At 63.9% G+C, this 19579-nt stretch carries 22 protein-coding genes; 7 read left to right on the forward strand and 15 right to left on the reverse strand.

All coding sequences use genetic code 11. From position 1 onward, the window contains the following. The coding region (locus A2J03_RS11025) for a hypothetical protein (RefSeq protein WP_068373383.1) at positions 1 to 947 on the reverse strand (947 nt) is incomplete at its 3' end. 66 nt (positions 948 to 1013) lie between these two features. Between A2J03_RS11025 and A2J03_RS29890 the strand changes: the two genes are divergently transcribed. From A2J03_RS29890 to A2J03_RS11035, 3 genes are all read left to right on the forward strand, one after another. Beyond that, positions 1014 to 1274, forward strand: a complete 261-nt coding sequence (locus A2J03_RS29890; protein ID WP_082897760.1) for a WhiB family transcriptional regulator — start codon at positions 1014 to 1016, stop codon at positions 1272 to 1274. 69 nt (positions 1275 to 1343) lie between these two features. Then, complete coding sequence (locus tag A2J03_RS11030; protein WP_442971343.1) at positions 1344 to 2102, forward strand: HAD-IIA family hydrolase; 759 nt, start codon at positions 1344 to 1346, stop codon at positions 2100 to 2102. Positions 2103 to 2118: 16 nt separating this feature from the next. Beyond that, entirely contained in the window at positions 2119 to 3294 is a 1176-nt protein-coding gene (locus tag A2J03_RS11035; protein ID WP_082897761.1) for an isochorismate synthase, read from the forward strand. A 64-nt stretch (positions 3295 to 3358) separates the two neighbouring features. Here the strand turns inward: A2J03_RS11035 and A2J03_RS11040 are convergent, their stop codons facing one another. Genes A2J03_RS11040 through A2J03_RS11055 form a run of 4 tightly spaced genes read right to left on the reverse strand, consistent with a single transcriptional unit; the run spans position 3359 to position 6431 of the window. Then, a complete protein-coding gene (locus A2J03_RS11040; protein ID WP_068373389.1) occupies positions 3359 to 4579 on the reverse strand; it encodes an O-succinylhomoserine sulfhydrylase in 1221 nt (406 codons plus the stop codon). Next, the gene (locus A2J03_RS11045) at positions 4576 to 4989 is read right to left on the reverse strand and encodes a rhodanese-like domain-containing protein (RefSeq protein WP_068373392.1); all 414 of its coding nucleotides are present in this window, start codon (positions 4987 to 4989) and stop codon (positions 4576 to 4578) included. Before A2J03_RS11045 ends, A2J03_RS11040 begins: the two co-directional genes overlap by 4 nt. Before the next feature lie 12 nt (positions 4990 to 5001). Then, complete coding sequence (locus A2J03_RS11050; protein ID WP_068373395.1) at positions 5002 to 5529, reverse strand: Rv0361 family membrane protein; 528 nt, start codon at positions 5527 to 5529, stop codon at positions 5002 to 5004. A 32-nt stretch (positions 5530 to 5561) separates the two neighbouring features. Then, the gene (locus A2J03_RS11055; protein WP_068373398.1) at positions 5562 to 6431 is read right to left on the reverse strand and encodes a TauD/TfdA dioxygenase family protein; all 870 of its coding nucleotides are present in this window, start codon (positions 6429 to 6431) and stop codon (positions 5562 to 5564) included. Between the two features lie 312 nt (positions 6432 to 6743). Here A2J03_RS11055 and A2J03_RS11060 point away from each other — a divergent pair, with 312 nt between their 5' ends. Then, entirely contained in the window at positions 6744 to 8129 is a 1386-nt protein-coding gene (locus tag A2J03_RS11060) for an FAD-dependent oxidoreductase (RefSeq protein ID WP_068373401.1), read from the forward strand. Between the two features lie 90 nt (positions 8130 to 8219). On the opposite strand, the gene A2J03_RS11065 is transcribed toward A2J03_RS11060, so the two are convergent. After that, a complete protein-coding gene (locus tag A2J03_RS11065; RefSeq protein ID WP_068373404.1) occupies positions 8220 to 9089 on the reverse strand; it encodes an SMP-30/gluconolactonase/LRE family protein in 870 nt (289 codons plus the stop codon). Positions 9090 to 9154: 65 nt separating this feature from the next. On the opposite strand from A2J03_RS11065, the gene A2J03_RS11070 reads away from it, so the two are divergent. Beyond that, complete coding sequence (locus A2J03_RS11070; protein ID WP_068373436.1) at positions 9155 to 9889, forward strand: amidohydrolase family protein; 735 nt, start codon at positions 9155 to 9157, stop codon at positions 9887 to 9889. On the opposite strand, the gene A2J03_RS11075 is transcribed toward A2J03_RS11070, so the two are convergent. Both A2J03_RS11075 and purT read right to left on the reverse strand, forming a co-directional pair. Further along, positions 9882 to 10364 carry a DUF456 domain-containing protein gene (locus A2J03_RS11075; RefSeq protein ID WP_068373407.1) on the reverse strand — a complete coding sequence of 161 codons (483 nt, stop codon included), beginning with the start codon at positions 10362 to 10364 and terminating at the stop codon, positions 9882 to 9884. The genes A2J03_RS11070 and A2J03_RS11075 overlap by 8 nt on opposite strands. Further along, a complete protein-coding gene (purT, locus tag A2J03_RS11080; RefSeq protein ID WP_231912485.1) occupies positions 10361 to 11497 on the reverse strand; it encodes a formate-dependent phosphoribosylglycinamide formyltransferase in 1137 nt (378 codons plus the stop codon). Before purT ends, A2J03_RS11075 begins: the two co-directional genes overlap by 4 nt. A 166-nt stretch (positions 11498 to 11663) precedes the next feature. On the opposite strand from purT, the gene A2J03_RS11085 reads away from it, so the two are divergent. Continuing rightward, entirely contained in the window at positions 11664 to 12740 is a 1077-nt protein-coding gene (locus tag A2J03_RS11085; RefSeq protein WP_068373413.1) for a CaiB/BaiF CoA transferase family protein, read from the forward strand. 7 nt (positions 12741 to 12747) lie between these two features. On the opposite strand, the gene yczR is transcribed toward A2J03_RS11085, so the two are convergent. Beyond that, positions 12748 to 14238: a MocR-like transcription factor YczR gene (yczR, locus tag A2J03_RS11090; protein WP_068373417.1), complete on the reverse strand. Its 1491-nt coding sequence runs from the start codon at positions 14236 to 14238 to the stop codon at positions 12748 to 12750. Between the two features lie 91 nt (positions 14239 to 14329). Between yczR and A2J03_RS11095 the strand changes: the two genes are divergently transcribed. Beyond that, the gene (locus tag A2J03_RS11095; protein ID WP_068373420.1) at positions 14330 to 14848 is read left to right on the forward strand and encodes a methylated-DNA--[protein]-cysteine S-methyltransferase; all 519 of its coding nucleotides are present in this window, start codon (positions 14330 to 14332) and stop codon (positions 14846 to 14848) included. A 19-nt stretch (positions 14849 to 14867) separates the two neighbouring features. On the opposite strand, the gene A2J03_RS11100 is transcribed toward A2J03_RS11095, so the two are convergent. From A2J03_RS11100 to A2J03_RS11125, 6 genes are all read right to left on the reverse strand, one after another. Next, positions 14868 to 15860 carry a hypothetical protein gene (locus A2J03_RS11100; RefSeq protein ID WP_156520320.1) on the reverse strand — a complete coding sequence of 331 codons (993 nt, stop codon included), beginning with the start codon at positions 15858 to 15860 and terminating at the stop codon, positions 14868 to 14870. A 497-nt stretch (positions 15861 to 16357) separates the two neighbouring features. Further along, positions 16358 to 16936 (reverse strand): signal peptidase I, encoded by a 579-nt coding sequence (locus A2J03_RS11105; protein WP_068373426.1) that lies wholly within the window; start codon positions 16934 to 16936, stop codon positions 16358 to 16360. Between the two features lie 12 nt (positions 16937 to 16948). Continuing rightward, positions 16949 to 17338: a hypothetical protein gene (locus A2J03_RS30505; RefSeq protein WP_156520321.1), complete on the reverse strand. Its 390-nt coding sequence runs from the start codon at positions 17336 to 17338 to the stop codon at positions 16949 to 16951. A 256-nt stretch (positions 17339 to 17594) separates the two neighbouring features. Continuing rightward, positions 17595 to 18239: a SipW-dependent-type signal peptide-containing protein gene (locus A2J03_RS11115; protein WP_068373429.1), complete on the reverse strand. Its 645-nt coding sequence runs from the start codon at positions 18237 to 18239 to the stop codon at positions 17595 to 17597. A 235-nt stretch (positions 18240 to 18474) separates the two neighbouring features. Continuing rightward, a complete protein-coding gene (locus A2J03_RS11120) occupies positions 18475 to 18912 on the reverse strand; it encodes an LGFP repeat-containing protein (protein ID WP_068373431.1) in 438 nt (145 codons plus the stop codon). Between the two features lie 182 nt (positions 18913 to 19094). Further along, positions 19095 to 19579: adenylosuccinate synthetase (locus tag A2J03_RS11125; RefSeq protein WP_197480720.1), on the reverse strand; the 485-nt coding region annotated here is incomplete at its 5' end.

Consider the following 19579-nt stretch of genomic DNA (forward strand, 5'->3'; position numbering starts at 1 on the left):
GAAGCGAGCGCGAAGGCAGCAACGGCCGGTAGGGCGGTCGCGGCGAGGCCCTCATCCGCGAGCCCGACACCGGCGACGACGGCGAGAAGCCCGATTCCGACGACTGGCCTTGGCCACCTCCAACCAGCGACCAACCCGACGAGTGCGGCCAGCACAGCGACCACGACCAACCCGCGGTCGGCAACGAAGACCGGTTGCACATCGACCGCCGCAATCGCGACACCGGCAACCAGAACCAGCCCTGTCGCCCGCGGTAACCACAGTCCTCCGCCAACCACCGCGACGACGACGACTGACCAGGCGACGGTCGCCTGCCATGTGGCGCCCGGATAGATGCCGTCGCCGACCGAGAGTCCGAAGAGCCAGTGCACAGCCAGCATGAGGACGGGAAGAGCGAAACCGACAACCAAGGCCCGAAACTCGCGCACCTCGACCCGCAGCGGCACCGGCACCGGCAAACAAAGCAACGTGAAAGCCACGGTGGCGGCCAGGAGCAGCCACATCGTGGGCGAACCGATAGCGTCACCGACCGGCAAGTAGTCCGCATACCGACGCGGCGTCGTGCCGACAAGGTCGAACGAACCGAGCAAGACACCAACTGCAAGTGCGGCCTGCAGGCCCCTTCTCGACTGGCACAGCACGAGTAGTCCGCCCAGAATCAGTCCAGCGCCTGGTCCGCTCGCGAACAGGTACAGCGATCCGGAGATCAGCGTCGAAGCCGATACGAGCGCAGCCCCAACCACCACAGACCCCACCGCCGTCCCGGCACGTGAGACCACGGCGACCGTCAACACCGCCACGACCGTCAACACCGCCACGACCGCAGCGAGAGCCGCAGCCGCGGTACTGCCGAGATGCGGGAGATCTTCTGATCCGGGTTCGAACAGGACCATTCCGACCACAGCACCACCGCACGGCACGGCCAGATACTCGAACCTGAAATTCATCACATCATTAGACGCTCGATGATTCGAAACCTTCTTCCCGGTCTGTTGAGACGGCATCATCGGTCTATGGCATCCGTAAGAACAGAATGGCATGTGGACGCCGCCTGCCGCGGCGAAAGTTCCGACGTGTTCTTTTCCCCATCGGGAGAAGGTCGGAGTGCGCGGCGACAGCGGGAGGACCAGGCGAAGGTCTTGTGTGAACGGTGCCCGGTCATCGCACAGTGCCAACAGTTTGCCCTCGCCACCAACGAACCGTTCGGTGTCTGGGGCGGAATGACCGCACGCGAAAGGGCGCTGAGACGGGCCGCACTCACGAGAGCTGGCTGACAGAGACACGCTGTAGCGCACAATGGTCTGGTGAGCTCACAGGACGAACCGCAACAGTGGACCTACCTCATGGACATGGACGGCGTACTCGTCCACGAGGATCACCTAATTCCGGGAGCCGATGCGTTCGTCGCCGAGCTCCAATCGAACGACATCCCGTTCATCGTGCTGACGAACAACAGCATCCGCACCCCGCGTGACCTGCGTGCACGGCTGGAGCGCAGCGGGTTGAACATCCCCGAGAAGTCGATCTGGACATCGGCGCTCGCTACCGCCAATTTCCTCGGCAACCAGCGCCCAGGTGGTAGCGCCTACGTGGTCGGAGAGTCGGGTCTGACCACAGCACTCCACGACATCGGCTACGTACTCACCGACTCCAGCCCCGACTATGTGGTGCTCGGCGAGACACGCACGTACTCGTTCGAAGCGATCACCACGGCGATTCGACTCGTCGAAAAGGGCGCACGGTTCATCGCCACCAATCCCGACGCCACCGGCCCATCGCGCGAGGGTTCGCTACCCGCCACCGGATCGGTCGCAGCGCTGATCACCAAGGCGACAGGCAAGGAGCCCTACTACGTAGGGAAGCCGAACGCGTTGATGATGCGCTCCGCCCTCCGCGCAATCGGCGGTCATTCCGAGAGCACCCTGATGATCGGCGACCGCATGGATACCGACGTTCTGTCTGGACTCGAAGCCGGGTTGCAGACCATTCTGGTTCTCACCGGCATCTCGACCACCGCGTCGGTCGAGAACTACCCGTACCGTCCGACGAAGGTGATCAATTCGGTCGCCGACCTCGTCGGCCGAACGCAGACGCCCTTCTGATGCAGAGACTGTTCTGATGCAGAAGCCACACCCCGCGGCTCCGCCGCAGTCACACCCCGCGGCTCCGCCGCAGTGGCACGGTAAGGGTTTCCCTGGTGCACTCAACCGCGCCACTACGAGTTTCGTGCTGTCCCGACGCGAGTACAACATCGAGGCCACCGGCGTCCGACGTGCGTTTTCGACGATCACCGACGCTACGGACGCCGTCCGCGAAGGAACTCCCGTTGTCGGGGCGCTCCCCTTCGACATGTCCGACCGAATCGCGCTGACCGAACCCGGAACGCTCACCAAACGAGAGGGGCCGTGGCGCCCTTCCGCTCAAACGGCTGCTCTCCCCCCGGTGAGCATCGGCGGTCAGGTTCCCGCCGCCGACGTTCACCTCGAACGCGTCCGTGCATTGGTGCAGGAGCTTCGGCGGGGCGTTGCGGAAAAAGTCGTCCTGGCGCGGTCCCTGCAACTCCGTGCCGACACCCCGATCGATCCGATTGCACTTCTCGGAGCACTCGTCAGCGGGGACCCACTCGGCAACGGCTACGCAGTAGATCTGTCTGCGGCCGGTGCCGGCTACGCGGGCAGATTCCTCATAGGTTCGAGCCCTGAATTGCTCGTCCGACGCCACGGCCGCACCGTCTCGTGCCACCCTTTCGCCGGAACCGCCGCGCGCAGCGACGATCCCACCCTGGACGCAGGCATCGCCGACCAGCTCGCCGCGAGCGCAAAAGATCAGGCAGAGCACCGATTCGTCGTCGAGGAAATTCGAACCGCACTGCAACCGTGGTGCACAGACCTACAGATCCCGAGCACACCGCAGCTCAGCAGCACACCGCAGCTGTGGCACCTGAGCACACCGATCACCGGCATTCTTCGCGACCCGTCCACGACGTCACTCGACCTCGCCGTCGCGATGCACCCGACTCCGGCAGTCGCGGGCGTCCCCCGCCGAGCTGCGATGGACGCGATCGCACGCATCGAGGGGCCTCGCGGCTTCTACGCCGGAGCTGTCGGATGGTCCGACGGCACGGGCGACGGCGAGTGGATGGTCGCGATCCGCGGACTCGAACTCGCCGCCGACGGGTTGACCGCCCTCGCCACTGCGGGCGGCGGGATCGTCGAGGCTTCGGACCCCGAGTCGGAACTTGCCGAAACGACGGCGAAATTCCGAACGGTGTTGTCGGCTTTCGGGCTGGCCTGAGACAGTGGTGCGGTTCAGTGCACGTCAACACACTTAACCGCGCCACTGGCGGAGCCGCCCCAGCTCAGCCCAGCGACTGATCCAGATCGGCAATGAGGTCCTCGGTGTCTTCCAACCCCCCCGAGATTCGCACGACGCCGTCGGAAATGCCCACCGCCGCACGACCTTCCGGGCCCATGGCGCGGTGCGTGGTGGTCGCAGGATGAGTGATGAGCGACTTCGAGTCGCCGAGGTTGTTCGAGATATCGACCACACGTAGCCCGTCGAGAACTTCGAACGCGCGCTTCTTTGCCTCACCCTCGGGCGCATCGAGCTCGAAGGTGACGACGGTGCCGCCGCCCTTCATCTGCTTCTTCGCGAGCTGGTGCTGCGGGTGCGACTCGAGGTACGGGTACCTGACCCACGACACAGCCGAGTGCGCCTCGAGGAACTTCGCGATCTCCAGCGCGGACTGCGTCGAATGCCGCACCCGAACCGGCATCGTCTCGAGCCCCTTGAGCAGCGTCCACGCATTGAACGGGCTCAGCGCAGGACCGGTGTGTCGCATCAGCGTCTGTACAGGTCCGTCGATGTACTCACGGGAACCGAGGATCGCACCGCCGAGAACACGGCCCTGTCCATCGATGTGCTTGGTGCCCGAATACACGACGACGTCCGCACCGAGCGCAAGACTGTCCTGCAGCAACGGCGTCGCAAAGACGTTGTCCAACACCACAGTTGCGCCCGCCGCATGCGCCAGCTCCGAGACCCGTTCGACATCGACCAGCGTCTGCATCGGATTGGACGGCGTCTCGAAAAACACGGCAGTCGTCGGAACCGAGAGCGCTTCTTCCCACTGCGCGTTGTCTTCGCCGTCGACGAACACGGTTTCGACACCCCAACGGGGCAGAATCTCGTTGCACACCACGAAGCAGGATCCGAACAGGCTGCGGGCCGCAACCAGTCGGTCGCCGGCCTTCAGCAACGCACCGAGCGCCGTGAACACCGCAGACATCCCGCTGGAGGTTCCGAAGCACGCCTCGGCGCCTTCGATGAGACGAAGACGCTCCTCGAACATCTTGACTGTCGGGTTGCCGTAGCGCGAGTAGACGAAGTGGTCGATGTCGCCGGTGAACGCCTGCTCAGCCGCGCCCGCGCTCTCGTAGACGAAACCCGAAGACAGGTACAGCGCCTCGGCATTCTCGTCGAACCCGGACCGCATCAATCCGCCGCGAACACCGAGGGTTCCCTGCCCGACACCCTCCGGGAGCGGCTTGTGGAATCCTCCACCTTTGGGCACGTTCATGGCTGCCTCCACGGCAATCCGACCGCACGCCACCCCACGGCGCCGCGGTGACCATCTGCGTCGGTCGCACCCTCGAAACCGTCGAGCACGTTGTACGACGGCCCGATGCCTGCCGCAGTCGCAGCCTCGGCGGCGCCGATCGAACGCTGGCCCGAGCGGCACAGGAATACCACCGGTCGCTCACCGTCCACCCCGGCCTCTTTCAACTGCTCGACGAAACCCTCGTTTCGCGCCCCGTTGGGGTAGCTGACCCACTCGATGAGATGTGTCGGTCGGTCGATCGACGAGGTGTCCGGAACGCCGACGTACTGCCATTCGGCGTGGGTTCGCACGTCGACCAGCACCGCGTCGGGATCGTTCTCGAGCAACTCCCACGCTGCCTGCGGGGTGATGTCACCTGCGTAAGTCACGGGCTCAACCTTTCATACATTGCACACCAGCCACTTCTCGTCGACGCGGACGAACTTCCACGTCTCGCTCGACGTCGCACCGATCTTCTCGAGCTTCGTCGGGACCGTCACCATTCCGCGATCGCCGTTGACCTCGTAGTCGGTGGGAGCACCGTCCACTACCAGCTTGCCGTTCTCGTCGACGTCGTCCGCACGGGCGGATGCGTAGTCCGCGTCGCTTCCCGGGATCAACTGGGCGAGCTGATCCTGACAGGTCGTCGAACGTAGGAGCTCGGCGTCACCGTCGTTCTGCGCCGATACGAAATCGTCGATGCTGTCGGTCAACAACTGCGCCTGCGTGACATTGTCCTCGGCCGGCGCGAATCGGGCCGCCAGGAAGATGCCGGCGAGCACAACGACGACGATGCCGACCGCGAGAATGAACGGCCAGGGGGTCGGCGGACGACGCTCACCCGTCTCGGCAGCCGCTGCGGACGCGTTGTTCTGCGCTTCCTCACGACTGTCGGCCCACTGCTGTCTTCGTTCACGCCACGACGCCATAACCGCAATCTTTCCCGCAGGGTCGACGCTTATCACTGTCGGGGTCCGACAGGGATATCCCCGCGCAGCGTTATGCGGTGCATGACGCGGTGCTCGGTGCCGTAGTCGCGATTGGCGTAGTGGGAGGTGCTGCGGTTGTCCCACAGGACCAGATCGCCGAGACGCCAACGGTGCCGCACGACATGCTCGGGCTTGGTCAGGTGCGCATACAGGACGTCGAGAATTCCCCGACTCTCCGCCTCGGACACTCCGACGATGTGCGAGGTGAAACCCGGGTTGACGAAGATGCCCTTACGTCCGGTCTCGGGGTGCACCCGAACCACCGGATGTTCGACGGGTACCAGCGCGGTCACCTCTTTCCCGTCCCAGACATTGCCCTTGCCGCCTCGCTTCTGTGCGAGGTAGTAGCCGAACTCGCGATTACCGTCGTGCACGGCGGTCAGCTGGTCGATCATCTGACGGACGGGCGCCGACAACGACTCGTAGGCCAGCTGACTGTCGGCCCAGTTGGTGTCGCCGCCGTGCGCAGGAAGCACGACCGGTCGAAGAATCGAACCCATCGGTGGCCGTTCCATGAACGTCACGTCGGTGTGCCACACGTCGGCGAACCCGTTGTCCTGGCTGTCCAAGGCATACACCTCGGCTGCCACATGACCGCTGTCGTGCACCGGATGCCCAGCAGTCAGGTCGCCGAGGCGTCGACCGAAATCGATCTGACCGGCATCGTCGAGCGACTGGCCGCGAAACACCAGGACCTTGTGCTCGACGAGTGCATCCCGGATCGCCAGGACTTCGGCATCCGACGCCGACGCAACATCGAGTCCGATGACCTCGGCACCGAACCGCGGCCCCAGCTTGTCGAGGGCAAGGACCGAGCGAACTGAGTTATCCAGGACTGTCATGTGTTTCTCCTAGCCCGGAGCGACTATCGCACGGTCGGGGCAGCGAGGAAGAATACGAAGCAGGGCGTGAGAAGTGGCGGGAGCGGAGAGCCGCGTCACCGACGACACATGGTGGTGCAGGTACGACAGAAGTCGACGGTCAGCCGCCGGACCAGGTAAGTCGTATGCACAACGCAAACCCTACCTGAATGGAAGGAAATGATGAAAGGCTGAGGCAATACCCCGTAGCTACGCCCACCAGCACTGATCAGGTAACACTTAATTTATGCTGGGGTGTCCGTACTTGCCCTCGACGAAGGTAGTTCGCTGCACATGACTGATCAGACTCGCCCACTCCGCGTAGCCATCGTCGGCGCCGGACCGGCCGGCATCTACGCCGCCGACGCACTCATGAAGTCCGACCTCAATGTCAGCGGACCCGGCGTGAGCATCGACCTCTTCGAACGCATGCCCGCTCCGTTCGGACTCATCCGCTACGGCGTCGCACCGGACCACCCCCGCATCAAGGGCATCATCACCGCCCTGCACAAGGTGCTCGACAAGCCCCAGGTCCGCCTCCTCGGCAACATCGACTACGGCACCGACATCACGTTGGACGACCTGCGCCGCTTCTACGACGCCGTCATCTTCTCCACCGGCGCCAACGCCGACCGCGCACTGAACATCCCCGGCATCGGCCTCGACGGCAGCTATGGCGCGGCCGACTTCGTCTCCTGGTACGACGGCCACCCCGACGTCCCGCGCACTTGGCCCCTCGAGGCCGAGAAGGTAGCCGTCCTCGGCGTCGGCAACGTCGCTCTCGACGTCGCACGCGTTCTCGCCAAGACCGGCGACGAACTTCTGCCGACCGAGATCCCCGCCAACGTCTACGAGGGCCTCAAGGCCAACAAGGCCATCGAGGTGCACGTCTTCGGCCGCCGCGGACCCGCGCAAGCCAAGTTCACCCCCCTCGAACTCCGCGAGCTCGACCATTCGCCCAACATCGAGGTCATCGTCGCGCCCGAGGACATCGACTACGACGAAGGCTCCGAGCAGGCCCGCCGCAATTCCAAGCAGGTCGACATGGTCGCCAACACCCTGCAGGACTGGGCAATCCGCGACGTCGGCAACCGCCCGCACAAACTGTTCCTGCACTTCTTCGAATCGCCCACCGAAATCCTCGGCGAGGACGGAAAGGTCGTCGGACTCCGTACCGAGCGCACCGAGCTCGACGGCACCGGAAACGTCAAGGGCACCGGCAAGTACAACGACTGGGAGGTCCAGGCCGTCTACCGCGCTGTCGGTTACCTCTCCCAGAACATCAGCCAGCTCCCTTTCGACGAGCAGGCAGGAACCATTCCCAACGAAGCCGGCCGCGTCGTGGAGTCACCGACGTCGACGGTCCCTGTCCCCGCCACTTACGTCACCGGTTGGATCAAACGCGGGCCCGTCGGCCTCATCGGCCACACCAAGGGCGACGCCAACGAAACCGTCGCCAACCTCCTCGAGGACGCGCCCACCTTCGCCGGAGCCACCGACCCCGAACTCGACTCCGTCACCGCGTTCCTCGAAGGCAAGCAGGTCCCCTTCACCACGTGGGACGGCTGGTACCGCCTCGACGCCCACGAACGCTCCCTCGGCGAACCCGAAGGCCGCGAACGAGTCAAGGTCGTCGAGCGCGACGACATGCTCAAGGCGTCCGAGCCCGACAAGGCCTAGGCAGCTCCGCCACCAGTGGCGTGGTTAAGTGCCCTCTGGGGTACCTAACCGCGCCACTGGCGCGCAGCGCTTACACCCGCCGCGCAGCGCTCACACCCGCACAGCCAGCAACTTTCCTTCCGTCTGGACCTTGCGCTGGTGCTCGTCGAAGTCCGGTGCAGCGCACACGAACAGCGTTCTCCCGTCGTCGCCGCCGAATCCGCAGGCGAACACTCCGGTATCGAACTCGAGCTGATCGACGATTCCCTTTCCTGGCACCACATGCACGATGCGCTGACCGAGGGCGTCTGCCACCCAGAGCGATCCGTCGGTGTCGATCGCACACCCATCCGGCGCAAGCGCCAACTGCCCCAGCGCAGTCGCCATATCGCTCATGTCGGGGAGCTCCGCGAACTTGACCCAATCCCGGCGCTCACCCAGCGAGCCGTCGGGATGGACCGCGAACACACTGATGCGATTGCCGACGGTCTCGTCGACCAGCAGCTCGCCGTCCGGGGTCAGCGCCATTCCGTTGGGAAAGTACAGATCCTTGGCCACGACGTGCACCGAGCCGTCGGGGTCTACCCGCAGCAGGTCCGCGGTATCGGGCGTTGCGAGGTTCATCAGATCGAAACCGAAATTGCCGACGTAGGCACGTCCACGAGAATCGACGAGCATGTCGTTGAGGTTGGCGCTGACGTGCGACGACAGGTCCGCATGCACCACGAGGGAACCGTCGTCTTCGCGCCGCAGAATCGTGTGATCGCGCATGGACACGATCAGCAGCCGGCCGTCCGGTAGCCAACCCAACCCCGACGGCTGCTGGGGAACCTCGGCCTCGACGCGTACGTCCGACCCGTCCTCCAACGCCGAAACAACCTGCTGACTGTAGAAGTCGGACACCCAGATACGACCGTCGCGCCAGCGGGGACATTCGAAGTAGGTGTAACCGTCGAGGACAACTGTAGCTTCAGCTTTCATGACTCGATTCAAACACCGGCCAGGGTCGCCGGGTGCCGGAACGACGCAGCTGGCATGCTGACGGGGTGTTCGACGCCCATCGCTACATCCTCGACCCTCGGTTTCCGCTGATCGAGAACCAGGGCTTCGTCCCCGATCCGTACACGATCGCCGACTACGACCGCGACACGGATGGGTTGGGCATCACCGGCGGAGCGGTGATCAGCGCGTCGTTCCACGCCACCGATCAGAGCTTCCTGCTGTCCGCCCTCGACACGCTCGGGGACGGCTGGGCCGGGGTCACACAACTCGAACCCGATGCCACCGATGCGGACATCCTCGCTCTGGAGGCGGCTGGTGTCCGTGCCATTCGGCTCAACCTCAAGCGCGGCGCCACCGACGTTCAGACCCTCACTGCGCAGGCCAGACGCGCGCACGATCTGGTCGGTTGGCACGCGGAGTTGTACGTCGACGCCTCGATGTTGCTGTCCCTCGAACCGATCCTGTGCAAACTTCCGGCGGTCAGCATCGACCATCTGGGGATGTCGGCGCAGGGGCTGCCCTACCTACTCGACCTCGTGGACCGTGGAGTCCGAGTGAAGGCAACAGGATTCGGGCGCGTCGACATGGATATCGTCGACGCGATGCGGCAGATCCACGCGGTGAACCCGTCCGCCCTGATGTTCGGAACCGACCTCCCCGGAACCCGCGCGCCGAGGCGGTTCCAGGAGTCCGACCTCGACCTGATTGCCGAAGCCGTCGGCGGTGATCTCCCCGCAGTCCTCGACGGCAACGCCAGGGCCTGGTATCGGGTCAAATGAAGAGTGCTGCTCCGAGCCAGACTCCGGTGGCGAGCAGCGCACCCAGGAGCTCGACGAGAATCGACAGTCCCGCGGCCTTGGTCGCGTGGACGGTGGATCGCCAAGCATCGGAATGATTTCGGTGCCGCGGCAGCTCGGCGACATAGGTGCCGAGGATGAACCCGATGAACAATCCCACGATCGGGATCACGAAGAACCCGACGATCCCGACCAGGCCACCGACGATGAGCGAACGCGTCGGAATTCCCGCGTCCTTCATTCGACGCCCCGGCCAGGTGTACTTCACGACGCCACTCGCCACCAGCAGGAGCGCAGCAATCGCGAACGCAGTCCACGCGGCGCCGCCACCGGTCATGAACGCCCACACAGCAATTGCCGCGAATATCAGAATCGTGCCGGGCAGGATCGGGACAACGATGCCTGCCAGGCCGATCAGAATCGCCACCCCGACGAGCAACTCCCCCCAGGCGCTCACAAGACTGGTCTGACTTTGCCTGCAGCCTCGGTCGCCCGCGCACGCGCCGTCTCGACGTCGCCCGCAGTGGACACCGCGACTCCCATGCGTCGACGAACGAAGCTCTCGGGCTTACCGAAGAGCCGAAGGTCCGTCTCGGGCACCGCCAAGGCGTCGCCGACGCCGTCGAATGCGATCCCCTCGGCGTCGACGCCGCCGTAGATCACCGCAGACGCCCCCGGAGAGACCAGCGCCGTGTCCACCGGCAATCCCAGGATCGCCCGCGCATGCAGCTCGAACTCCGAAAGTCGTTGCGTACGAAGCGTCACCAACCCCGTATCGTGTGGGCGCGGACTGACCTCGGAGAAGTAGACGTCATCACCCTTGACGAACAGTTCGACGCCGAACAGACCGCGGCCACCGAGAGCGGCCGTGATCCTCTCGGCGACGTCCTTTGCGCCCGCGAGTGCGACATCCGACATCGGTTGCGGCTGCCAGGATTCGACGTAGTCACCCGATTGCTGAAGGTGTCCGATCGGCTCGCAGAAGTCCGTGCCGTGAATGGACCGGATCGTCAGAAGCGTTATCTCGTAGTCGAAATCGACGAATCCCTCGACGATGACGCGGCCCAGGTCGACGCGTCCACCTTTCAGGGCGTACTCCCATGAGGCCTCCACCTCGTCGGTGCCCCGCACGACGGACTGCCCTTTGCCCGACGAGGACATGACGGGTTTGATCACCGCCGGAAAACCGATCGTGGCCAGTGCATCCTGCACTTCTGTCAACGACTCGGCGAACGCGTACGGCGAGGTCGGCAGCCCGAGTTCCTCGGCGGCGAGGCGTCGAATGCCCTCGCGGTTCATCGTCAACTGGGTGGCGCGTGCTGTCGGGATGACGACGGTCCGGCCGCGCTTCTCGATCTCCGCCAGCGCGTCGGTGGCGATCGCCTCGATCTCGGGCACGACGAAGTCGGGCTGCTGTGCGTCGATCAGCGCAAGGAGTTGTTCCGGATCACTCATGTCGATGGTGAATGCGTGATGGGCTACCTGATGCCCCGGCGCATTGTCGTAGCGGTCGACGGCAATGACCTCGACGCCGAGGCGTTGGAACGCAATGATCACCTCTTTGCCCAGCTCGCCCGCACCGAGCAGCATCACTCGCGTGGCCCCCGGTGTCAGTGGTGTGCCGATCCGTGTTGGTTCCGTAGCTACGCTCACCCGGCCATTATCCATTGCACGAAAGCATGGGCCCGACTAGTTGGACGTCCAGGCTTAAGTTAACCTCAATTCACATTGACGGCCCGATCGGAACGAGGGAAACGTGTCGAGTAGTGGTGGACCGCTGACAGGACTTCGCGTCGTCGAGCTCGCGGGTATCGGACCGGGCCCGCATGCAGCGTTGCTGCTGGCCGATCTGGGTGCCGACGTCGTCCGAGTGCAGCGCGCAGGTCAGATCTCCGAGCGCGATCAGCAACTCCGCAACCGCACCCTCGTCGAGGCCAACCTCAAGGATCCCGCGGACATCGAGAAGGTGCTCGGGTTGATCGAGCGTGCCGACGTGCTCATCGAGGGCTTCAGGCCCGGTGTCACCGAGCGTCTCGGACTCGGTCCCGACGCCGCGCTCGCCCGGAACCCACGGCTTGTCTACGGCCGCATGACCGGCTGGGGCCAGGAAGGCCCATGGGCCTCGGCTGCCGGACACGACATCAACTACATCTCCGTGACGGGCGTACTTCACGCCATCGGCAGACAAGGCGAGCGTCCCGTGCCGCCACTCAACATGGTCGGCGACTTCGGCGGCGGATCGATGTTCCTGATCTTCGGAATCCTTGCAGCGCTGTTCGAGCGACAGACCTCAGGTGAAGGGCAAGTAGTCGACGCGGCAATGGTCGACGGCACCGCGGCACTCTCCCACATGATCTGGGGCATGCGAGGGGTCGGCGCCTGGTCCGACGAACGCGGCGTGAACATGCTCGACACCGGTTGGCCGTACTACGACACCTACGAAACAGCCGACGGCAAGTACATGGCGGTCGGCGCTCTGGAACCTCAGTTCTTCGCCGAGCTGCTCAGACTGCTCGAACTCGACCCGGCCACCACTCCGGGACAAGGCGATCGGGATCGTTGGCCCGAGATGCGTGAACTCTTCACGACGACATTCAAGACGAAGACACGCGACGAATGGGCGAAAATCTTCGACGGCACCGACGCGTGCGTCTCACCCGTCCTGACGTTCGGCGAAGCACCGCAGCAGGTGCACCTTGCAGCACGAGAGACTCTCATCGAGGTCGGTGGAGTCACTCAGCATCGGCCGGCTCCGCGCTTCTCCCGCACTCCCAACGGCATTCCAACCGCTCCGGCGTCGACGGCCGTCGACGCCGAATCAGTCTGGCGCTGAGCTTCTTTCAGAACACCAAGGCTGGCTGCTCGGCGTCGACGTTCGGCGCAAGAGCCTGGTATGCGGCCGCCGTCGCCGAGACGGCGGCCGCCAACTCTGCGGGCTCGCGTGTGTAGGGCATACGGATGAACCGCTCGAATGCTCCCTCGACGCCGAACCTCGGCCCGGCCGCCAACACTGCACCGAACGCAGGAACCGTCGCCGCCAACGCACTGGACACAGGCGCTGGGAGTTGGAGCCACAACGACATCCCACCGGTCGAACGACGATAGCTCCAACCCGGAAGATGTTCGGCCAAAGCATTTTCCAGTGCATCACGACGTTCTCGTAGCTGAACCCGCCGCGCCTCGAGGATCGCATCGGCGTCCTGCAACAGAAATCCCGCGGCGAGCTGATCCATCACCGAAGTGCCGAGGTCGTGTGCGGCGCGCGATCCTGCCAGACGACTGATCAACGACGGGTTGGCGCGAATCCACCCGATGCGCAGACCTCCCCAGTACGACTTCGACGCAGATCCGATCGTGACGATGTCGGTACCCGACACCCGGCCGAACGAGGCAACCGGTGGCGGCGGGGGCGCGTCGAGCCACAGGTCGACCATCGTTTCGTCGACGATGAGTGTCATCGAGGTATCCCGCGCGATCCTGGCGAGTTCGGCACGGCCGTCGGCCGCGAGGCAACGACCGGTTGGATTGTGGAAATCGGGGATCATGTACGCGACCTTCGACGCGGTTTGCCTTGCTGCGCTTCGGATTCCGTCAAGGTCCCACGGATCGCCATCGGGCCTGATCGGCACCGGAACCGGCCGCGCCCCGACGCGTCGAATCGCTTCCAGAGCATTGGGATACGTCGGATGATCGATCAGCACCCGGTCGCCGGGCGAGGTCAGGGTGCCGAGCAGGAGACGGACGGCCTGCTGGGCGCCCGAAGTCACCATGATCTGGTCCTCGGTCGTCGGCAACCCGCGCTCCGAGAAACGGCGCGCGATGGACTGTCGGAGGACCGACAGTCCGATGGGCTCCATACCGTGATTGGACAGATACGCCGGAAGTGCCTGCAGCGCAGCGTTGTACGCGGACATCATGGCCTCGGTCGGGGCAGCCATCGCGGCGTGGCTCATGTCGATGACCGGTCCGCTCGATGTGCGCGATTGCACGAGCAGCCCGTTCGGTCTCGCCATGTCCGGAAGCGCGACCGTACTGCGCGCGCCCTGCTTGCTGATCAGGTAGCCCTCTTCGCGAAGTACTGCGTACGACGAGGTGATGGTGGTTCGACTGAGATCGAGTGCGGCCGACAAGTCGCGCTCGCTTGGCAATCCGACTCCGAGAGGAATCCGGCCGTCGTGAATCAGCAGCCTGACGCCGTCGGCAAGGGCGCGATAGGTCGGGCGTGAGGGCCGGCGAGATGCCCGTCGAGACCCCGACGCATCCTCGGTGTCCGTCTTCCAGCGGCCCAGATCGCGGGCCAAGGACGTTGCATTGAGGACTCGGATCGCCATGGGCGCAAGTATTCGCCCTACTGGTATGACAAATCAAGTCCAATTCGACGATCGGTGGACTGGTTCGATTGATTTGGTTCATACTGGCTGGGTGCCCTACGCGCTCTTCGACACCACCCTCGGCCGGTGTGGCCTCGCATGGACGCACCGGGGTGTCAGCGCAGTCGCACTCCCTGAGCCCACGGACGCCATGATCGCCTACCTTGCCGATTTCGACGCCGTGGCCGGTACCCCGGACGGCCTTGCACTCGAGGCGATCGAGGGAATCCAGGCGCTGCTCGACGGTTCGGCCGCGGATCTATCGTCGGTGCCGGTGGTGCTCGACGTCTCCGAATTCGACAGAGCGGTCTACGAGGTCACTCGCTCGATTCCACGCGGCTCGACGCTCACCTACGGGGCCGTGGCAGCCGAAGTGGGTCGACCTGCAGGCGCCCAGGCCGTCGGGGGCGCACTGGGGCGCAATCCGGTACCCGTCATCATCCCGTGCCACCGCGTCCTCGGCGCCGGCCGCGAGGTGGGCGGATTCTCGGCCCCCGGCGGTGCGTCGACGAAGCAGCGAATCCTCGCCATCGAAGGAGTCTCGGGCTTCGGGGAGCCGACACTGTTCTGAGCGGGGGATTGCCGGTCAGTCAGCCGCGCGTCGCAGCAACGACGGTTTGCGCGGCGCCCCCGGGTGACAGAACCGGCGCCCACACGCCCTCGACGGTTGCCTGGGCGACGCCGTCGGGTGTCAGCGACGAACCGGGAGCACTGATCGAACTTCCGTCACTGCAGGATAATTCGACGCTTCCGGTGTAGTCGGAGTCTGCGGGCGCGCTGCACACGACTCCGCCGTCGAACGTCAGCGTCTCGACGTTGCCCTCGGCTGGCCCGGTAAACAGCGTCGCCGATTCCGGTGGTGTCGGCTCGGCAGTGTCTGCAGGTGGATCAACAGGGGGCGGCTCGGCAGGGGGCGGCTGGGCTTCCTCGATCTGAGCTTCCGTCGTCGTGGTCGCCTCGGGTGTAATTGCGGCGGCCGCTTCCTGGGTAGTCGTAGGCGGTTCGGTCGTAGCAGGCTCGGTCATCGTGGGCTCGGCCGTAGTGGGCTCAGTCGTGCTGGTCTCGGTCGCAGTCGGCTCGGCAGCGGATGACGACATGTTCTCCTCCGGTTCGACCGCTGCGCGAGCCAGCGCACTGGTTGCCGTCAATGCCGAGGGTGCAGCTCCAGGCCCACATCTCACATATACGAGGTCCACGTCGAAGGTGAGTGGAAGCAACCCGATACCGAGGAGGCTGACGCTCCCCGTCAATTTCAGTCTCGCAAATCCGTCGGCGCCACCCGAGGACGACGAGCTTTCCAAACGGATATTGCTGTAGCCGACCCCCGACTGACTGATGGTTCCGTTCGGTACAACCGTCGCGCTTCCGGTGTCAGGAACGGCGACCGGCGTGCCACCTATCGATATTGTTCCAAAGCCCGTGGACGGTGTGCCTGCGGTGGGCTTCTGGGTCACGCTCGACGTACCCAGGACAAGATTGCACGTAACAGCTGCACTCAGGGCCTGCGCGGCTCCAGAGATCGCCACGATGGTGGTTGTGATGAGCGGACCGAGAACCTGCAAGACCGAACCACCCAGGTACATCGAACTGACTGTCGCCGATGCCGTTGCTTCGCCTGGGACGCTCGCACAGTACGTAGGAGAGCTGACTCCAACCGAATATGAGCCGCAGCCAGTGGCCCCTAGTGCACCGTCGAAGTTCGAAGCACCGCCCATTCTCAGACGGTTGACCCCGACCGCACTCACAGAATCGTAGGGTCCCGTACCCGCACCGACCGTCCGGCCTGGTGTCCCCGGAGTCGGTGCACTCGATGCGTCGCGGGAACCAGAAGCTCCCACCCACGGAGGCGGGGAGCCCCCGATAATGCGAATTCCGCCAGCAGAGACTACCTTTGCCGCAATTCCAAGTCCGTACCCCGTCGTAGTCCAGCTTCCAGACGTCACCGATGCCGACGTATGTTCCGGGTCGGACCACACGGCTTCGGTTTCGCCGATCAATCCACGTGAGTGGCCGAGCTGGGCAACGAAGAGCACGACCACGATGCCCAGCAGCAGGGAGGAACGCCGCCTCGTACTGCCCGTCAACGCGGTCCTACCTCGAGATCATCGTCGACGACGGACTCGTCGGTGACGGTGTCGTCCTCACGTCGCGGCCAGAAGACTCCGACGACGAGCGCTGCCATCGCGAGCGTGATTCCGCCGAGAACGTAGGGGTTCGAGAAATACACGATCACCCGTGCAAGTCCCGGTACCGACCAAAGCACCTTGCGCACCTCGGTGACCTCGTACAGACCTTGATCCGCGTACTCGTTCGCATCGCCTTTGAGTTCGAGATACGTTGCGCCGGAGTCCGGTAGGGCGTTCGTGGTGACAACCCGGTGCGTCACGGGAAGCTCACCTTCTCGGTCGACCGTCACCACATCACCGACCGCAACCGAATCAGCGGAGACCTCCTTGACCACAGCCAACGAGCCGGTCGGGATTGCAGGCGCCATCGACCCGGTCTTGAACATGATGAGAGTGATATTGAACGCGAAAGCGCAGATGACCAAGACTATGCAGATGACCCCGCCGACGGCCAAGATGTTCAGGAACCAGTCCCCCGCTCTCGACCACAGCGAGGGCCGAGGCGTGGCGGTTCCGTGTCGCGCTTGTGTCATGGTTCGTCTTTCCTAGGAAGTACCGACGAATGCCCAGTCGGGGGTCGAAGTCTTGCCCTGCAGGGCGGCGTTCGTCCACACGGCATTCGTGGCAGGCAAGCTGATTTCGAAGCACACCGACGTTGCGACGCCTGCCGACGTCGGGGTTGCCGCAGGAAGTGTGAACACGTTCGGGACGGAACCTGTCGTCAAAGGCATGGGGCCTGTGCTTCCGACGACCCACGCCGGTGTTCCGGCGAAAGCCGCACTCGTACACGCCGCTGTTGGGGGATCGAGACTGACTGCGCGATACACAAGCGCACCACCGAGCGCCGCGTCCCCCGACAGCTGCGCACCATCGAGTTGTATCTGTGCCGCGGGCGAACCGATATCGGTTCGCAGTCGAATCGGCGCGTAAGCCACCGATCCAGGAACTACCGCGTTGACACTGGGCGAGAACGACAACACATTGTTTGCGCCCGAAACTTCATTCGACGTCCAGGTCACACCATTGTCGACGCTGGACTGAATTCCGAACCGACCGCCCGATTGGAATTGTGCAAACCCCAGTACATTATCGGTCCAACTGGCGGCAACGAGAACGGCCCCGAAACCCAGGACCATTCCCCCCGCCGCCAGTGCCCGACGCTGCCGGGAACGGAGCGAAGCCACAGTCGATCTACGCGATCGATGTGCCCGCGAAGTCCCACACCAACTGACCGGTCTGCAAGCCCGACGCAGTATTTGGGGTATTGGCTGGAAGTGTGACGACGAAGCACAGTTCGACTGGTGTTCCGTTCTGCGCATCCGTGCCACTGGAGATCGTGATGGGTGTAGCCGTCCCGGTGCTCAGAGGGGATCCGGCAGGAACCACAGTCGATGTCCCGATATTTCCGGAGACGCAATCTGCTGCGGTCACTCCGGTGTAGATCCCGTAGGTCAGGGCGTTGGCAAGAACATTCGTCGGAGCGATGGTCGGTCCGGTGAGGGTAATGCTGGCACCGAGTGTCTGACCTGGTTCCAGACGCAGACCCAAGGGAGCACGAACGACGTCACCGGGAGACAAATTGTCTTTGAGCGGAACTGGGAATTGAATCGCACCACCGGGTGACACATTGTATTCCGGCGTCCACGCAGGGGTTCCTGTCGAGAAGTTACCCTGCAGGTTCCACGCCGCATCACCCGTCGCGAAATCGGAATTTCCGAAGACATTGTCGGTCCACGCGGCCAAGGTTATTGCCGCACCGACTCCCAAGACCAATCCACCTGCCAACAAAGCCCGAATCTTGCGTTTCCTGTTTGACTTCTGGACCTGATCGGTCATGCTCGACTCTTTTCCTCGAACGAAAAGCGAGCGCTTTGTGCGCTGACTTGACCAATCATCGACGGATAATCTGCGCGCGTTACCGAAATGCAAAAGAATGCCAAAATGTTATGGGAGAAAAATTCCTGCCGGCCGCAATCAATAGAATAGACAGGGAATGAAATGCGCTGCAGCGCTGATTTACACATGAACATCAGGTGTAAAGCGGCAAAATGAGACCGCTCGATCGGATCGATCAGACCAGAAAAGACTCGATGTTCGGTTCGTCCACGACGGACACGTCGTCCGCGTCTGGACCTGGGTGTACATCTTGGTCTTCGCGCGCCCCACCGATGGTGAAGGCGCCCGTCTCGGGCAGCCAGCCCACCGCGCCTCGTTCGAACAAGTTGTATCGACCGAAGCCGGTCGGAGTCGGCTTCTCGTCGCTGATGGGGTAACCGAGCGTGCCGTAGGGCCCGCCGTGAGAGAGATACCAGGCGAGGATGGGTCCATGCACCTCGTGAGCACCGCCCTCGGGGAGAGCGAAGACGGTGGCATGCTGATACTCGAGCATCCCGCCGCCATTCGGTCCGAGCATGAACTCCCCGACCTGCTCGCCGATCCAGGAATGTTCGTACGCAAAGCGATCGAATTGCAACCCGAAAACATCGAGACCGCTGTAAGTCGTGGACATCGCACGCCCCTCCTCGTGTACCTGGCGTCGAGTATCCACTCCTTTGTCGAGTCGGACCAACAAATAGCTCACATATATCGCAGAATGTCACCAGTGGTGCACAAAAAAGACCGTACGTCTGAATCAACCGGGAAAAAGAAACCCCGCACTCGGCAAAAGTGCGGGGATTCTCCAATGCGGCGTTATTTCAAAATGTCCCGACGCACGATGGTCTGGTCGCGACCGGGACCGACGCCGATGCACGACATATGGGCACCGGAGAGCTCCTCGAGCCGCAGCACGTAGTTCTGCGCATTCTGCGGAAGATCCTCGAAAGTGCGTGCAGCAGAGATGTCTTCCCACCAACCGGGCATCTCCTCGTAGATCGGCTTCGCGTGATGGAAACCGGTCTGCGTCATCGGCATCTCGTCGTGCCGCACGCCATCGACGTCGTACGCGACACAAATCGGGACGGTGTCGAGACTGGAGAGCACGTCGAGCTTGGTCAGGAAGTAGTCGGTGATTCCGTTGACGCGGGTCGCGTAGCGCGCAATGACAGCGTCGAACCATCCGGTGCGTCGCGCACGCCCGGTAGTCACGCCGACCTCACCACCCTGTTTGGCGAGATATTCGCCGTAGTTGTCGAACAGCTCCGTCGGGAACGGGCCCGATCCGACACGCGTCGTGT

Source organism: Rhodococcus sp. EPR-157 (assembly GCF_001647195.1).
In the GTDB taxonomy this organism is placed as follows: domain Bacteria; phylum Actinomycetota; class Actinomycetes; order Mycobacteriales; family Mycobacteriaceae; genus Rhodococcoides.

Excerpts from the sequence above, each read along its gene's own strand:
- A2J03_RS11030 (WP_442971343.1), top strand. The coding sequence starts at position 1,344 with ATGGACATGGACGGCGTACTCGTCCACGAGGATCACCTAATTCCGGGA.
- yczR (WP_068373417.1), bottom strand. The coding sequence starts at position 14,238 with ATGGCGATCCGAGTCCTCAATGCAACGTCCTTGGCCCGCGATCTGGGC.
- A2J03_RS11055 (WP_068373398.1), bottom strand. The coding sequence starts at position 6,431 with ATGACAGTCCTGGATAACTCAGTTCGCTCGGTCCTTGCCCTCGACAAG.
- A2J03_RS11040 (WP_068373389.1), bottom strand. The coding sequence starts at position 4,579 with ATGAACGTGCCCAAAGGTGGAGGATTCCACAAGCCGCTCCCGGAGGGT.
- A2J03_RS11115 (WP_068373429.1), bottom strand. The coding sequence starts at position 18,239 with ATGACCGATCAGGTCCAGAAGTCAAACAGGAAACGCAAGATTCGGGCT.
- A2J03_RS29890 (WP_082897760.1), top strand. The coding sequence starts at position 1,014 with ATGGCATCCGTAAGAACAGAATGGCATGTGGACGCCGCCTGCCGCGGC.
- A2J03_RS11050 (WP_068373395.1), bottom strand. The coding sequence starts at position 5,529 with ATGGCGTCGTGGCGTGAACGAAGACAGCAGTGGGCCGACAGTCGTGAG.
- purT (WP_231912485.1), bottom strand. The coding sequence starts at position 11,497 with ATGCTGCTCGGTGCGGGCGAGCTGGGCAAAGAGGTGATCATTGCGTTC.
- A2J03_RS11105 (WP_068373426.1), bottom strand. The coding sequence starts at position 16,936 with ATGACACAAGCGCGACACGGAACCGCCACGCCTCGGCCCTCGCTGTGG.
- A2J03_RS11060 (WP_068373401.1), top strand. The coding sequence starts at position 6,744 with ATGACTGATCAGACTCGCCCACTCCGCGTAGCCATCGTCGGCGCCGGA.
- A2J03_RS11065 (WP_068373404.1), bottom strand. The coding sequence starts at position 9,089 with ATGAAAGCTGAAGCTACAGTTGTCCTCGACGGTTACACCTACTTCGAA.
- A2J03_RS11100 (WP_156520320.1), bottom strand. The coding sequence starts at position 15,860 with ATGTACCTGGGTGGTTCGGTCTTGCAGGTTCTCGGTCCGCTCATCACA.
- A2J03_RS11035 (WP_082897761.1), top strand. The coding sequence starts at position 2,119 with ATGCAGAAGCCACACCCCGCGGCTCCGCCGCAGTCACACCCCGCGGCT.
- A2J03_RS11120 (WP_068373431.1), bottom strand. The coding sequence starts at position 18,912 with ATGTCCACGACTTACAGCGGTCTCGATGTTTTCGGGTTGCAATTCGAT.